General features: G+C 56.0%; 11 protein-coding genes, 1 tRNA gene, 2 rRNA genes and 1 pseudogene (1 of these 15 cut by a window edge). 6 read left to right on the top strand and 9 right to left on the bottom strand.

The window, feature by feature from the left end:
• Positions 1–415: 415 nt before the first annotated feature.
• From KSAC_RS13660 to KSAC_RS13645, 4 genes are read right to left on the bottom strand one after another with little or no spacing between them, the layout of a single operon-like run.
• Complete coding sequence (locus KSAC_RS13660) at positions 416–2,242, bottom strand: hypothetical protein (protein WP_132305842.1); 1,827 nt, start codon at positions 2,240–2,242, stop codon at positions 416–418.
• Entirely contained in the window at positions 2,242–2,730 is a 489-nt protein-coding gene (locus tag KSAC_RS13655; protein ID WP_132305840.1) for an ABC-three component system middle component 2, read from the bottom strand. The genes KSAC_RS13660 and KSAC_RS13655 overlap by 1 nt, the downstream gene beginning before the upstream one ends.
• A complete protein-coding gene (locus KSAC_RS13650) occupies positions 2,727–3,830 on the bottom strand; it encodes an ABC-three component system protein (RefSeq protein WP_132305838.1) in 1,104 nt (367 codons plus the stop codon). The genes KSAC_RS13655 and KSAC_RS13650 overlap by 4 nt, the downstream gene beginning before the upstream one ends.
• Positions 3,827–4,063, bottom strand: a complete 237-nt coding sequence (locus KSAC_RS13645; RefSeq protein WP_243705230.1) for an HU family DNA-binding protein — start codon at positions 4,061–4,063, stop codon at positions 3,827–3,829. The genes KSAC_RS13650 and KSAC_RS13645 overlap by 4 nt, the downstream gene beginning before the upstream one ends.
• 213 nt (positions 4,064–4,276) lie before the next feature.
• Here KSAC_RS13645 and KSAC_RS17565 point away from each other — a divergent pair.
• The 5 genes and pseudogenes from KSAC_RS17565 to KSAC_RS13620 all read left to right on the top strand — a co-directional run.
• Positions 4,277–4,409, top strand: a pseudogene (locus KSAC_RS17565) (P-type conjugative transfer ATPase TrbB); the annotation flags it as partial.
• A 241-nt stretch (positions 4,410–4,650) separates the two neighbouring features.
• A complete protein-coding gene (locus tag KSAC_RS13635; protein WP_132306297.1) occupies positions 4,651–5,415 on the top strand; it encodes an ImuA family protein in 765 nt (254 codons plus the stop codon).
• On the top strand, positions 5,330–6,853 hold the full coding sequence (locus KSAC_RS13630; RefSeq protein WP_165927327.1) for a Y-family DNA polymerase: 1,524 nt from the start codon (positions 5,330–5,332) through the stop codon (positions 6,851–6,853). Before KSAC_RS13635 ends, KSAC_RS13630 begins: the two co-directional genes overlap by 86 nt.
• Positions 6,850–10,023, top strand: coding sequence for an error-prone DNA polymerase (locus tag KSAC_RS13625; RefSeq protein ID WP_132305836.1), 3,174 nt, complete (start codon positions 6,850–6,852; stop codon positions 10,021–10,023). The genes KSAC_RS13630 and KSAC_RS13625 overlap by 4 nt, the downstream gene beginning before the upstream one ends.
• A 16-nt stretch (positions 10,024–10,039) precedes the next feature.
• Positions 10,040–10,609 (top strand): hypothetical protein, encoded by a 570-nt coding sequence (locus tag KSAC_RS13620; RefSeq protein WP_243705229.1) that lies wholly within the window; start codon positions 10,040–10,042, stop codon positions 10,607–10,609.
• A 248-nt stretch (positions 10,610–10,857) separates the two neighbouring features.
• Here KSAC_RS13620 and KSAC_RS13615 read toward each other — a convergent pair whose 3' ends face one another.
• The gene (locus tag KSAC_RS13615) at positions 10,858–11,331 is read right to left on the bottom strand and encodes an alcohol dehydrogenase catalytic domain-containing protein (protein WP_132305834.1); all 474 of its coding nucleotides are present in this window, start codon (positions 11,329–11,331) and stop codon (positions 10,858–10,860) included.
• Positions 11,332–11,609: 278 nt separating this feature from the next.
• Positions 11,610–12,293 (bottom strand): TetR/AcrR family transcriptional regulator, encoded by a 684-nt coding sequence (locus KSAC_RS13610; RefSeq protein ID WP_132305832.1) that lies wholly within the window; start codon positions 12,291–12,293, stop codon positions 11,610–11,612.
• Between KSAC_RS13610 and KSAC_RS13605 the strand changes: the two genes are divergently transcribed.
• Positions 12,292–12,987 carry an O-methyltransferase gene (locus tag KSAC_RS13605; RefSeq protein WP_132303468.1) on the top strand — a complete coding sequence of 232 codons (696 nt, stop codon included), beginning with the start codon at positions 12,292–12,294 and terminating at the stop codon, positions 12,985–12,987. The genes KSAC_RS13610 and KSAC_RS13605 overlap by 2 nt on opposite strands.
• 173 nt (positions 12,988–13,160) lie before the next feature.
• Here the strand turns inward: KSAC_RS13605 and KSAC_RS13600 are convergent.
• The 3 genes from KSAC_RS13600 to KSAC_RS13590 form a co-directional block, all read right to left on the bottom strand.
• Positions 13,161–13,237: transfer RNA gene (locus KSAC_RS13600), tRNA-Met, on the bottom strand.
• 21 nt (positions 13,238–13,258) lie between these two features.
• A 5S ribosomal RNA gene (gene rrf, locus KSAC_RS13595) occupies positions 13,259–13,374 on the bottom strand.
• Positions 13,375–13,487: 113 nt separating this feature from the next.
• Positions 13,488–15,469 (bottom strand): 23S ribosomal RNA (locus KSAC_RS13590); it runs 757 nt beyond the window's last position.

Raw genomic sequence — 15,469 nt, 5'->3', positions numbered from 1 at the left:
GGATGCAGCATTCAGAATGTATATGAATATAATTATTAAATTATTCGAATATGAATTAATACTGGCGTCTAAATTTCAGCGCAAAGACTCTGTTTTGCATCTGTAGATGATTGACGCCATACTATCCCAGATTGAGTTCACTCAAAAATTTTAGAAATACGAACAATCTGCAAACTTAGGTAATTTTTTGGGTGATCCTAACTGGTATCCTTTGGAGGGTTACCAGTGATGTACGCTCTCCATTTGACGCATCTATGCATTAAATGACCGACATGAAGGCGACTGCAGCCTTGAGGATGGTTTGCACCTCCAAGATATTTTACAGTATTATATCAGGGCACATTAATCCGCTCTCCGCCGATGATCTCGATTAATTTCTCTGCCCAACTCCGTTCGATTGCGAGAAAAGATCGCTCTATAGAAACCCGTATCGGCCATCTTTTGGGTTTCCAGTAAATACCGTCATTGATAAACAAGGCTGAATTTCAGTTGGCGGGTGCAAATTCTCAATAACGATGACTTGGCTTTCAGCACTATGATGCTGAACTAGATATTCGTAAAATTTTTCCTTAAGATCGGTTCCTCTCAATACGAGATCATCGTCACCCTCAGGCTTGAAATAAGCGAGCAAGGGTGAGTCAATAACGACGAATCCCGGATGCGAGAGGCCGTTCTCTTGGCAGTATTCAAGAAGAGCAATTGTAACGGCTGCATGTGTTATGGCGCGCAGTCCTTTGCCGCGGCTGCCTCGAGGTTTGCCGTCAATAACAAAATCAGCGGTCTGTTTGTCAAAATAGACGAGACATTCTCCTGGAAAATTCCATGCTTCAAGAATGGACGAAATCTTCTTGGAGAATGAGTGAGAAACGGATTCTGGAATACCAGAAGTCAACTCTATTTCTTCAACACCTGTGTTACTTTCATCTATTAGTGTGTGTCGGCGCGCTTCCAGTTTTTCTCGTCTTGCGAAGAGATCGATTGCTCTCTGGACGCTCGCGCGTTCCTCCACGAGCTCAGCAAATGAAGTTCGTGTACCGCTTACTTCTGGGGCCACGCTCTCTTGGATCGTTTTGTTTAGTTCCTGGTAAGCGGTGTCCTTGCTCAGCAACAAGATTTTCAGATCCCCATCCTCGCGGCGCAAGTCCTCTACCGTGGCAGTAAGTTCGTTCTTCAGTCGTTCGATCTTCTCAATTTCAGCCGCAGCTGCTGCAACAATGGCCTCAACATCACCATCGCACGTTTCGTCCATATGCTGAGACTCAGGAGCAGCACCACAAAGCGGGCACGGTATGGCCTCCACATATGCGAACATCGATCCGCTTTCATGAATAGCGGTAAGTCGATCAATGTCCACGAAATAGTGTTTCTGCAGCAAATTGAATCTGGCAAGCAATTCAGAAATTTCGTCGCGGCGTCCACATATAGCATGCTGTTCTTCAAACGCCTTCCGCCGCTGGATTACCAGATTATCCAGCTGGCGCTGCGCAGCATTTAAAGATTCATTGAGAGCTCCAATCGAAACTTCAAGTCGGTCAAGTTGAGAAGATAGCGCCTCTTGATCCTCGTCAAGGTCGGCTATCTCGGTAGCGAGATCTGTCAGTAACTCCTCGATAAGAGCGATCTGTTTCGTATTGTCTGGGCCCGGATCCATGGAAGAAACGACCGCGGAATCATCTACGCCAGTGAGCAGCAGCTTGATCGTTGCTAGTTCGGCAGTCTTTGTCGTGTATTGGCCGCTCCAGAATGGAGAACCTCGCTGCTGGACTTCTCCCTCTTGGACAATAATAAGACGTGCCAGATTCCGAAAGCTGAGACTTTGGGTGGTCCCCTTAGTTTTACTCTTGAGGATACGCTTATCAAGCAAGCCGAGCTTCTCGAGCAAAAACCCGGAAAGGTTGTCGATTTTTCCGTGAGAATGGTTTTGATTTAAGTTTTTCTCACTTGATTCAGGATTGTTAAGATCAATTAGCTTAAAGTTTCCGCCAGATATTGATCGACGCCAACGCCAATTTTCGCCATCGGTCACATGGCAGTCGAGCTCGATTTCTCCGTACCTTGACCACTCTGGTATTTCACGTAGGTTTGAACCGCCGAGCATAAAATCGATTGACTCGGCCAAGAAGGATTTCCCTGTATCAGATGCACCGCAGACCACATTTACGCCGGAAGTGAAACCGAGGCTGACACCTGCCTTTGGTCCTTTGAACGTGATTTTACGAAGCTGAAGGTAGCAGTCAGCCATTAGCGAGGTCCCAGTTGTTGAATGGGTTGAAACTGGCTTGACCACCGCTCGAACAGGCGATGCGTGATACGCCGGATCTCTTCAGTCCCAACATCTTGGAATCGCTCCACTACCCACTCGGCCCTTTCTCTAAGCTGACGCGAATAATCTGCGGCAAGTGACGAGACAAACGGACCTGCAGTTTCCGTTGCGATATAGTTGAAGCCGTCATCAGCCGGAAAGCGGCTTACAAGTCCTCGGCTTATCATCAGAATCAGGCCTTTTTCTATTAGGCTCCTTCGAATAAGAAGTTCTCCAGTTCGGAGCGGTAGCGGCGCATGCAAGCTCTCAGGCCCGTCTGCATCTCCAGAATGGACAACCAAGTAGTCCATCTCGACAAGGCGTTGCAGATCAAATGCGACCGGAAACGCGGCAACAAGGATAGCGAGCGAACGGACACCGGTTTCAAGTGCGCTGTTAAACGGGTTCAGGGTTACCGGGCTGCTCATTTTTTTTGCACCCAAGTCAGGCGGTCGTCGTTGGCAAGCTGGTGACAGATGCCTTGGCGATCCTGCGTTTTGACTGCCGAAACCAACGGATTTGAAGTTGCAGCGACTGTTGACGCTTGCGCAACAGTCGCCTTCATGCGTTCGAAGCCATCGTCATAGCCGCTTTCACAGACATCGACGATCCCATGATAAATTTCGTTTTGCAAAGCGTCGTACGTACCTTCGGGGACGGTGTCCCGGGCAAAATTTCTTAGGGATTCTGCGTGATAGAATCTCTCACGCTGACGAAGGTAGTCTCGCTTAAGAATATCGTGCGCATCCAGATCGTCTGGGCTTTTAATTTTTGTAATACCACCATCTATATGGTCGCCATAAGCGTCGAGAAGCTGCCGGATATATCGGCTTTCATTGTATGTATGCTTCTCTGGTGGACGCACAGGATTGGGGCGTTGCGGAAGTCCTCCGCCAAACCGAATGGCATGAAAGCCGGTCTTTTTGTGGGCTTCGATCAACTCAACAAGTGAGCGAGAGGAGAAGATCGAAAAGTCGAAGGAATCAAAATATTCCTTTAGTATGCCGGTCAATGGAAGTGGAGAGGTAGCCGTAATCCCTTTTTTACAATACTTATCCCAATTTATTTCTGCCTGATCTTGCAGGTCGGTCGGTTTGTTTAAAAGCTTTTCGAGACTAGTTCCGATGTCTTGCGAAGAAACAAAATAATGGCGGCGTGGAGGTATATATTTTCCCTGGTGCGAATAATAAATTATTTTACCGATCTCAACCCAGATATCGCTTGGCCTCAACGGATGATCGTATCTCTTGCATTGGTAATTATCCCAAACGCCTTCGAAACCTTTTGCTGAGCCGAAACCGACAATGTCCACGCCTAAGTCGCCCGATCCACCCAACCGCCGCACCTTGACATATTCTTCCTTGAGAGAATTTGCCCACTCTTCGACAAACGCCTCCCAGTCGTCTGGGCTGAATAATTTGACTCGGGTAACCGGGGGAATAGGTACGCCGCTGTGAACATGAGCAGCAGATGAAGCACAAGTCGGCATCTTGGGATCGATATTCTTGAGGTCGGTGTCAGGAATCAAACTGCTCGCTTTCCTGCTGTAATCGCTTTTAAACTCTGCTTATCCGTTTCAGTGTTTAGGAGCGCCTTACGGGCCTTGGTCTTGTGGATGGTGAACTTCCCGAAGGACGGTAGGGTGAACCCGCCCTCCTGCTTCACGATGACCCCAACCAAGTCATCGGCGGCCTTTGTGGCGGCCACGCCCGTGCGGTCGAGGGAGTCCTGAAGAACGGCGGCAATGAAGGCTTTGCTCATGCGGGCGCAGATCCGTGTGGTGGTCGATTCCAGAAAACCTAGCAGCGCCCTTTCGTCCCGTCACCGCCCAAACGGCAACATACCCCTATGCAAGTTCTTCTATCCCAGCGCCCTACGATCCCCAGATACTTGTTGCGCTCCCGTGTTCATGTCTCTTTCCAATCAACCCCGCTGAGCCATCGCCTCCCTCGGGAGGCCAATCGCGGGGTTTAGATGACCCTCGTTCCTTTCCGTTCTGAAGCCGTAACCCGAGGCAAGTGCATGCTGCGCACCACGCTCGGTCCGAGCGATTGCCGGGCATCTCGACAATCCGTCGATTGTCGAAGTGATGCTCAATCCGGATGGCTGATTGTGGATCGACCGACTTGCGGGCGGGATGGCGGACACGGACAACCGTCGCTGCCCGAAGCGGGAGAAGGTTCTGGATTCAATTCCTTAGCGCACTTTCATCAACGATACTGATCCGACATCGGACACCAGCATGCCGGATACGGAGCGAATTTGCATTGACTTGCGTAGCATGAATGGAACAAAACGGGGACATATAATCAGGAAATTTGCCTGCACAAGGAACGTCGAGCCGTGACATGATCGCTGAAAGCCATAAAAAACCTGGGCTGGAGACGCTACGGGCCGCGATCAGCCGTCTCGAAGGTCATAGCGACCGGCGTCGCACGGTGCTGCCTTTCGGTGTGCGCGAGATCGACGCCCGTCTGCCGGGTGGCGGTCTCGCGCTCGGTGCCCTCCATGAAGTGGCAGGCGGAGGCAATGACGCCCTGCACAGTGCGGCGGCCGGCCACTTCTGCGCCGGGATTGCGGCCCGCACGCGCGGCAAGGTGCTCTGGATCGTCACCCGTCAGGATGTGTTCGCCCCCTCCCTGAAACAGGTCGGGCTGTCGGCACGGCGAACCATTTTTGTCGAGGCCAGTTCGGACGTCGATGTGCTGGCCAGTTTCGAGGAAGGACTGCGACATGGCGGCCTCGGAGCCGTTGTCGCCGAGGTCGCCCGCCTGTCCATGACCGCATCCCGCCGTCTGCAACTGGCCGCCGAGACGTCTGGTTCGCTTGGCATCGCCATCCGCCGCTGGCGACGGCAGACGGATGCGGCGGATTTCGGCCAGCCCACAGCTTCCGTCACCCGCTGGCGGGTGTCCGTCCTGCCTTCCGTACCGTTGCCGGTGCCCGGTGTGGGCCGTCCCCGCTGGCTGCTGGAACTGATCCGCGCCCGCGCAGGCGAATGTGCTGATTTTGAAGTGGAGGCCTGTGATGGCAAGGGTCGTCTCTCTTTACCTGCCACTCTGGCCGACCGACCGGATCAGGAAACGACTTGGGCCAGACGCGCCCGCGCCTGAGACGCCGCTGGCGCTTGTCGGACGGGAAGGACGACGCCGGGTTCTGCTGTCTGTTGATCTGGCCGCCCGCAAGATGGGGCTCCGCCCCGGCACGCCGGTCGCCAAGGCTCAGGCACTGTATCCCGATCTGGTGCTGATGGATGCCGATCCCGAGGGCGACCGGCGAGGGCTGGAAAAACTCGCCCTGTGGTTCCAGCACCGGATCGCGCCCATTGTAGCGGTCGATGCGCCGGACGGGCTGGTTCTGGACACAACCGGGACAGATCACCTGCATGGTGGCGAACTTCCCATGCTCAAGGATATGATCCACCGCATGGCGGGAGCCGGGTTCCGGGCAAAGGCCGTGGTGGCGGACACCTGGGGCGCTGCGCACGCAATCGCCCGCTATGGCCGGGCACCGATTGCCGTCGTGCCGCCGGGTAACACCGCTTCTGTATTGGCCGATCTTCCCCTTGAGGCGCTGCGCCTGCCACCCACCATTATCGAAGGTCTGGCCACACTGGGTGTGTCGCGCATCGGACCGCTGGCCGCCATGCCCCGTGCGCCGCTGGCCTTGCGGTTTGGCCCCGACATCGCCCGCAGGCTGGATCAGGCGTTCGGGCGCATCGGAGAAGCCATCGTGCCAGTCCGCCCGGTTGATCCAGTCGAGGTCAGCCGCAATTTTGCCGAACCCATTGGCGCTGCCGAGACCATCGCCCGTTATATTGGCAAACTGGTGCCGCTGCTCTGTCAGGGGCTGGACAAACGTGGGCAGGGTGTGCGCCGCCTCGATCTGCTGCTGCATCGGGTGGACAGCCGCACCGAGGCGATCCGCATAGCAACGGCCATGCCGGTACGCGACGTGCAGCGCCTGACGCGGCTGCTGTGCGAGAAAATCGAGACCATCGATCCGGGGTTCGGCATCGAGCGCATGGTGCTGATCGCGTCCCTAGCAGAACCCATGGACCGACGGCAGACGGTCTCCTCCCTCATCGCCGAGGAAGAAGCCGATGTGTCCGACCTGATCGACACGCTGGCTAACCGTGTCGGCATGCAGGCGCTGTATCGTTTTGCCCCGGTGGAAAGCGATCTGCCCGAACGCTCCTTCTGCCGCGTGCCTGCCCTGGCCCCTGAGGAGACAAAGGACTGGCCGGAGCACTGGCCTCGACCCACCCGGCTGCTGGCACGACCGGAACCGGTGCAGGCCATGGCGGAACTGCCGGACCAGCCGCCCTTGTTCTTCATCTGGCGGGGCGTACAGCGGAAAGTGAAATGCGCTGACGGGCCTGAGCGGGTCTTTGGCGAGTGGTGGAAAAATGACGCCGAGCTGACCATCGCCCGCGATTACTTCCGGGTGGAGGACACGAGCGGCGAGCGCTTCTGGCTTTACCGTGCCGGTGATGGTGAGCACGGCGAGACCGGCTCGCAGGGCTGGTTTCTGCACGGGATTTTCGGATGAGCACCTCGGCACCGCATTACGCCGAACTGCAGGTGACGACCTATTTCTCGTTTTTGCGCGGGGCGTCTTCCCCGATCGAACTGTTTGCGCAGGCAAAGGCCCTTGGCATCGAGGCACTGGGCATCTGTGACCGCAACTCTCTGGCCGGGATGGTGCAGGCCCATGTCGCGGCAAAAGAGATCGGGCTCCGCCTTGTTGTGGGATGCCGTCTCGATCTGGCGGATTTCCCGCCCGTGCTGGTCTACCCAATGGACCGGGCTGCCTATGGCCGTCTTTGCCGCCTGCTGACCCTCGGCAAGGCCCGTGCCGGGAAAGGGAAATGCCATCTGCTCCGGGAGGATCTGGTCGCCTGGGGTGAAGGCCTGATTGTCGTCATGATCCCGGACACGGCGGACGAGGCCTGCGCGCTGCATCTGCGCAAGCTGAAGGACGTCTTTGCCGACAGGGCCTACATGGCGCTCACCCTGCTACGCCGTCCCAATGACCAGATGCGATTGTATGAGCTTGCCAACCTGGCGCATCAGGCACGTGTGCCAACCGTCGTGACCAATGACGTGCTGTTCCACACCCATGACCGGCGTATCCTGCAGGATGTCGTCACCTGCATCCGGCACAACACGACCATCGACGAGGCCGGGTTCGTCCGCGAACGTCATGCCGACCGTTATCTCAAGCCACCGCAGGAGATGGCCCGGCTGTTCAGCCGTTACCCTGAAGCGGTCGCCCGCACCATGCAGATCGTGGAGCGCTGCCAGTTCTCACTCGACGATCTGGCCTACCAGTATCCCGATGAAGTGTCCGTGCCCGGTCAGACGCCCCAGCAGGCTCTGGAAACCCTGACATGGGAGGCCGCAGCCTGCACCTATCCCGAAGGGATTCCGGGCGAGGTTCGCAAAAGTCTGCACCATGAACTGGGTCTGATCGGGCGCATGGAATACGCGCCCTATTTCCTCACGGTGAACAGCATCGTCCGCTATGCCCGTAGTCAGAACATTCTCTGCCAAGGACGCGGCTCGGCTGCCAACAGTGCGGTCTGCTACGTGCTCGGCATCACCGCCATTGATCCGGCCCGTAACTCCCTGCTGTTCGAACGCTTCGTCTCCGAGGAACGGGGCGAACCGCCGGATATCGATGTGGATTTCGAACACGCACGCCGTGAGCAGGTCATCCAGTGGGTCTATGAGCATTATGGTCGTGACCGCGCGGCCCTGACGGCCGTGGTGATCCGCTATCGCGCCAAAGGGGCCTTGCGCGATGTCGGCAAGGTCATGGGTCTGCCGGAAGACCTGATCCGCACACTCTCAGGCCAGATTCATGGTTGGGGGCGCAAGCTGGACGATGACGCCCTGACTGACAGCGGCATTGATCTGTCCGACCGGCGCATCCGCCTGACGCTGGATCTGGCCCGCTGCCTGATCGGCGTGCCCCGCCATCTGTCGCAGCACCCCGGAGGATTTGTGCTGACGCATGACCGGCTGGATGAGCTTGTGCCCATTGAGCCTGCGTCGATGGAGGCCCGCCAGATTATCGAGTGGGACAAGGACGATATTGACGCGTTGCGCTTCATGAAGGTCGATATCCTGGCGCTCGGCATGCTGACCTGCATGAAAAAGGGGCTGGACCTGCTGGCCGAACACAAGGGCCAGCAGTTCACGCTCCAGAGCATTCCGGCCGAAGATCCGCGCACTTACGCCATGATCCGCAAGGCCGATACCATCGGCGTGTTCCAGATCGAGAGCCGGGCGCAGATGTCCATGCTGCCACGGCTCAAACCGCGCGTCTTTTATGATCTCGTCATTGAAGTCGCGATCGTAAGGCCCGGACCAATCCAGGGGGATATGGTGCATCCCTATCTGCGTCGCCGCGAGGGGATCGAGCCGGAAGAGTATCCCACCCCGGAACTGGAAAAGGTTCTGAAAAAAACGCTTGGCATCCCGCTGTTTCAGGAACAGGCGATGCAGGTAGCCATGATCTGTGCCGGATTTACCGCCGCCGAAGCCGATCAGTTGCGTCGGGCCATGGCGACGTTCAAAAATACCGGTACCGTCTCACAGTTCCAGACACGTCTGATCGAAGGAATGCGCGCCAACGGTTACCCGGAAGAATTTGCAGAACGGATCTATCAACAGCTCGAAGGCTTTGGCTCCTACGGATTCCCCGAGAGCCACGCGGCCAGTTTCGCCATTCTGGCCTATTCGTCGTCCTGGATGAAATGCACCCATCCGGACGTGTTTCTGGCGTCACTTCTGAACTCGCAGCCAATGGGATTCTATGCCCCGGCGCAACTGGTCCGCGATGCGCGGGAACATGGCGTGGAAATCCGGCCCGTTTGCGTCAATGCCTCGCGCTGGGACAGCACACTGGAAGGACCGGAAAGGCCCGATGGGATGCTCGCCGTGCGGCTGGGCATGAGTCTGGTGAAGGGGCTGGCCAATGACGATGCGGCCCGCATTGTTGCCGCACGAGCCTCCCGACCCTTTACATCGGTCGATGATCTATGGCGTCGGGCGGGTGTCAAAGCGGCAGCCCTCACCCATCTGGCCGAGGCCGACGCCTTCCGGCCCTCGCTCGGACTGGCACGCCGGGAGGCTCTGTGGGCGATCAAAGCTCTGCGCGATGAACCACTCCCTCTGTTTGCCGCAGCTCAGGTGACACGGGAGGCCGAAGAACCGGATGTGCTTCTGCAGCCCATGCGCGATGGGGCAGAGGTGGTGCGGGACTACAACCGGCTTGGCCTAAGTCTACGAGACCATCCCGTTACCTTCCTGCGTGAAGAGTTACGGGAACAGGGCATCGTAACCTGTCGGGATGCCCTGAATGCCAAGGATGGGAAACGCGTGAACGTGGCGGGACTGGTGCTGGTCCGGCAGCGGCCCGGCTCCGCCGAAGGCGTGGTGTTCATGACGCTGGAGGATGAGACGGCCAACATGAACGTCATCATCTGGCCGGACATGTTCGACGCCAACCGGCGCGTCGTGCTGGGCGGGCAGATGCTGGCCGTGAAAGGCATGCTGCAGAAAGAAGGAGACGTCGTGCATCTCGTGGCTAAGGAGATCAGCGATCTGTCAATATTGCTGGCGGACGTCGGGAACCGGTCTTCCACAGGCATACGATGTGGCAGAGTGTCTGGCGATGAGCACATATTTATCAAAGCTCGCAATTTCCACTGAACAGAGGCCCTCTGGAATGTCCACATCATCACCTGGCAATGATAAGGTCCTGATAGACGTCTTTGATTATTTCCTCCCCCGTTACAATTTTTCCGAACATCACGCGATAACCATTCACGGTCAGCCTTCTGATATTCTTAATACCATCGCAGACTATCGGGTTCAGGATGACCCGCTTATACGCCAGGTTATCTCCCTACGAGAACTTCCAGGACGATTGTTAAAGCACCTGTCAGCCCCACCACTGGATCTGGATGATTTTACCCTTCTGGCCCGTACGGAACACACACTTGCCTATGGTCTGGCGGGAGCATTCTGGCGTGCTGATTATGGACTTTCCTCCCTTCCCTCTGCCGATGCTTTCATAGCCACAAAACAGGGAGATATCTGTAAACTGGTTCTTGGCTTTACTGTCGCGCCCATCAGCAGGAGCAGGTGTCGCCTCATAACCAAAACACGTGTTCTCTGCCTCAGTGACAAGGCCAGACGATGCTTTACGCCTTACTGGTTTCTGATCCGTCCCGTCAGCGGATTGCTACGCCGTCGCATGCTCTGGAATATTCGCAGGGTTATAGAGCAGAACTAAAGACGTCGTATCCGGACTATCAGCCTGTCTTATCATTTTCAGAGCAGTTTCGTCATACCCGTCGGAAGTCTCTGTCCTTACTGATGTAAAAATAACAGCGTAATAAGGCGGCTCCGGTGTTTCACACGATACTCATAAAACACCTGCCCTTTCCGATATAAGCAGAGAGAACCTATCCAGAAACGCCTTAATTCTTTCACGATTTTGAGGATCAGACAGCACTTCAGATATTTGATCGGGCGTCAAGTTCATGAGACTGAACCGGAGAAAAAGATCATAAGAGAATTTGCTGCTGACCGTGCCCAATACAGTGGGCAGATCGACAGGTGGCCTGGAATCTCGATCAGGCCATCCTCATCAAACAGGCGATATTCCGTCAGAACCCCATCAACCGGACCACCAAGCGCCGAGGCCGCCATCCGTTCTGATAGCGCACCGCCGACCCAGCCCTGAAAAAACAGGCCCGCCACACGATCTTCCACCACATGTCGCGTCACGCCATCGCCAATAGCTACAACTTCTCCGGCACCATCGGAAAGCGGCATGAGATCGACTGTTTTGGCACGGGGCAACCGTCCTCTGGCGACGGTCAGATCCCGATAATTCAGCGATGCCGCGCGCATCCTGACCAGAACCTGCCCATAAGCAGGTGTAGGCATCTGCCTCTCTTGCTGGACCATATCGTCGATACTGCCCAGGATCGGAAACAGATAAGATTTCATGATGCCAGAGCCTCCCCGATTTGTCGGATGCCATATTCAGATCTGGACCGACGCGACACGCCACCATTTTTACTTCACTCGTCGTCCGTCATAGCGCCAGTTTCCTTCACCGCCTCATCAGATTTTCCTGACGACGGCATCCCGCACGATCAACGGGGCCAGAGATTTTTGCTCTTTCCGGTCGACCAGTTCCGAATGTGGCTCTCTGTGGTTTCTGCTCGCAGACGTTCTTGTCTCTGACTTACTGCGCTTAGCCGTGATCGGGATTATTGGTCCGGCTACTCGGCCTGAATGACCGCCATCAACTGCCTTATGATACGAGCCAACTGATCTGCCTCTATCGTCCCAGTGTGTCTCCGAGCCACGTCGATGAGCGCGCCTGCAATGACGCAGAGATCAATTGCAAGAGCTCGTGCCCTCCCGCCAAAGGCAACATTCTGGTGCTCAAGAAACGTCGTTATCGCTGTACAGAGTTCAGTCATGATACGGCGATGGTCTGTCTCGAGAGGCAGTTTCGCTTCAATTTCATCCAAGCGCGAGGCGAGAAGCGGACGCTCCCGGTCAGCCTGAACTGCGGCGAGAACCAGAGAGCGCACTCCCTCGCGCAATGACTGGTCGCACGCAGTCTCCAACGCTGAGGTGACAGTGTGCGCCAGCCTTGCCCGCACCTGACGGCTGAGCGCCGCGATGACCCCGTCCCTGCCATCGAAATACTGGTAGAGGGTAGCAATTCCAACACCCGCACGCTCCGCAATAGCGTTAGTGCTGCAGGATTTGCCTTCCTCCAGAAGCAGAGCAGTCGCTTCCAGAATGGCGTCCATCGTCGCTCGCGAACGTGCCTGACGCGGCCATTTCCGTGGAGCCAGAGCGAGGTCGGTATCTTTAGTGAAAATGCGAGTAACGCCAGCACAAAACGACGGATTATTTTTATCTGCATCCAGTCTTGTCTGTGGAGTTACCATGACCGATCACCTCTTTCGTCCACAATTCACACCAGCTATCCAGCGGGTTCTTGAACGTCTCTATTCCGAGACCATTGAACAGGATCCCTTTCGACGTGCAGAAGCGCAGTCCGCAGGACTGAACCATGATGGAGAACACGGATTTTATCAGGCCATGGCTGAGGCCAGAATGCCAGTCACACCTGAGTTTGGCGCCCTGCTTTATGTGCTGGCACGCAGCAGCGGTGTCCGACATATTGTTGAGTTTGGCACGTCGTTCGGGGTTTCAACACTCTTCCTGGCAGCCGCCCTAAGAGATAACGGCGGCGGGCGGCTGGTGACAACAGAGTTTGTCGCACAGAAAGCCGCAAGCGCAGCAGCCAATCTGCACGAGGCCGGGCTGGCTGATCTGGTCGATATCCGCATCGGAGATGCCATGATTACGCTTGCCCGCGATGTGCCGCAGCCAATCGACCTGATCCTGCTTGATGCCTCGAAAGGGCTCTATCTGGATATCCTTCGCCTGCTCGAACCGGGTCTAAGACAACGAGGCCTCGTCGTGAGCGATCGCGCCGATCTTGATGGGAGCGATGGCGGCTGTGCCGGTGCCTACCTTGCCTATCTGAGCAACCCGGCGAACGGATATCGTATGGCGTCGATCACAACTGAAGCTCTTGGCCAAAACTTTGCTCACGACATTGCGGTTCGAGTCTGACCGGACCGCCTAAAGAACCTCGCTCCCACGTTCACGCACACGTGAAATCAGCCCAACCTACGCTGCGCTTTCACTCCCATTTGCATCCTATGTGCATCCTGCGGAGTGATTCAGGCACAAAAAAAGCCACCCGTAAGGGTGGCTTTTCTTTAGTCTTTTCAGACGGATACGTATGGTTGCGGGGATAGGATTTGAACCTATGACCTTCAGGTTATGAGCCTGACGAGCTACCGGGCTGCTCCACCCCGCGGTTGTTTGGGGAGACTGGAAGACCTGGCGGCGACCGACTTTCCCGTGCCTTAAGGCACAGTATCATAGGCGCTGGGGCATTTCACGGCCGAGTTCGGGATGGGATCGGGTGGATCATTCCCCGCCATAGCCACCAGGTCATCCAGTCTCCCCGGTATGGGGAGAGGATGTGATGGGTTGGTGCGTTTTTGTTATTGTGTTGAAGAGTGGATGACTGCTGTGCATGTGTGTTGCCCTTTTGAGGGGGCGATGGAATGAGCCTATTGGGCGATTAGGACCAGTTAGCTGCACGCATTACTGCGCTTCCACACCTGGCCTATTGACGTGATGGTCTATCACGGCCCTTGGGGAGACCTTGTTTTGAGGTGGGTTTCCCGCTTAGATGCTTTCAGCGGTTATCCCGTCCACACTTAGCTACCCGGCTGTGCCGCTGGCGCGACAACCGGTGCACCAGAGGTATGTTCATCCCGGTCCTCTCGTACTAGGGACAAATCCTCTCAAGTCTCCAACACCCACGGCAGATAGGGACCGAACTGTCTCACGACGTTCTAAACCCAGCTCACGTACCACTTTAATCGGCGAACAGCCGAACCCTTGGGACCTGCTCCAGCCCCAGGATGTGATGAGCCGACATCGAGGTGCCAAACCTCCCCGTCGATGTGGACTCTTGGGGGAGATCAGCCTGTTATCCCTAGAGTACCTTTTATCCGTTGAGCGATGGCCCTTCCACGCGGGACCACCGGATCACTATGGCCGACTTTCGTCTCTGATCGAGCTGTCACTCTCACAGTCAGGCGGGCTTATGCCATTGCACTCGACAGCCGGTTTCCGACCGGCCTGAGCCCACCATCGCGCGCCTCCGTTACACTTTGGGAGGCGACCGCCCCAGTCAAACTGCCCACCATGCAGGGTCCCGGACCTGGCTAACAGGCCTCGGTTAGACATCAGAAACAGTCAGGGTGGTATTTCAAGGATGGCTCCACCGGAACTGGCGCCCCGGTTTCAAAGCCTCCCACCTATCCTACACAGAATGTCTCTGATGCCACTGCAAAGCTGCAGTAAAGGTTCATAGGGTCTTTCCGTCTGACCGCGGGTACCCCGCATCTTCACGGGGAATTCAATTTCGCTGAGCCGATGCTGGAGACAGCGGGGAAGTCGTTACGCCATTCGTGCAGGTCGGAACTTACCCGACAAGGAATTTCGCTACCTTAGGACCGTTATAGTTACGGCCGCCGTTTACCGGGGCTTCAATTCGGTGCTTGCACACCTCCTCTTAACCTTCCGGCACCGGGCAGGCGTCAGGCCGTATACGTCGTCTCTCGACTTCGCACAGCCCTGTGTTTTTACTAAACAGTCGCTACCCCCTGGTCTGTGCCACCCGCCGATGGTTGCCCACTGACGGGTCTTGCTTATCCCGAAGTTACGCAAGTAATTTGCCTAGTTCCTTCAGCATCGTTCTCTCAAGCGCCTTGGTATTCTCTACCAGTCCACCTGTGTCGGTTTCGGGTACGGTCTATATGCCAGAGCTATTTCCTGGAATACTCCAAAAGCCGGATCAATCCGATAAGACCCGACAACATATTGTATTCGTCACTTCTGGCAGGCCCGGGAATATTTGCCCGGTTTCCATCGACTACGGCTTTCGCCCTCGCCTTAGGGGCCGGCTCACCCTGCGCGGATTAACCTTGCGCAGGAACCCTTGGACTTTCGGCGACAGTGTTTCTCGCACTGTTTGTCGCTACTCATGTCAGCATTCGCACTTCCGATATCTCCAGAGAGGGTCACCCCGTCTCCTTCACAGACCTACGGAACGCTCCGCTACCGCGCATTCAAAGAATGCACCCACAGCTTCGGCACGTGGCTTGAGCCCCGTTACATTTTCGGCGCAGGGTTTCTATTAGACCAGTGAGCTATTACGCTTTCTTTAAAGGATGGCTGCTTCTAAGCCAACCTCCTGGTTGTTTTGGAATCCCCACATCCTTTCCCACTTAGCCACGATTTAGGGGCCTTAGCTGGTGGTCTGGGCTGTTTCCCTCTCGACAATGGACCTTAGCACCCACTGTCTGTCTGCCGAGCTCATACTTCCGGGTATTCGGAGTTTGGTTAGGTTTGGTAAGGCTTTGGGCCCCCCTAGCCCATCCAGTGCTCTACCCCCCGGGGTAATACTCGACGGTCTACCTCAATAGATTTCGCGGAGAACCAGCTATTTCCGAGTTTGATTGGCCTTTCACCC

The organism is Komagataeibacter saccharivorans, from assembly GCF_004348195.1.
GTDB lineage: Bacteria > Pseudomonadota > Alphaproteobacteria > Acetobacterales > Acetobacteraceae > Komagataeibacter > Komagataeibacter saccharivorans.
Note: the sequence above shows the minus strand (reverse complement) of the source record. Positions and strands in the feature narration are given on the sequence as shown.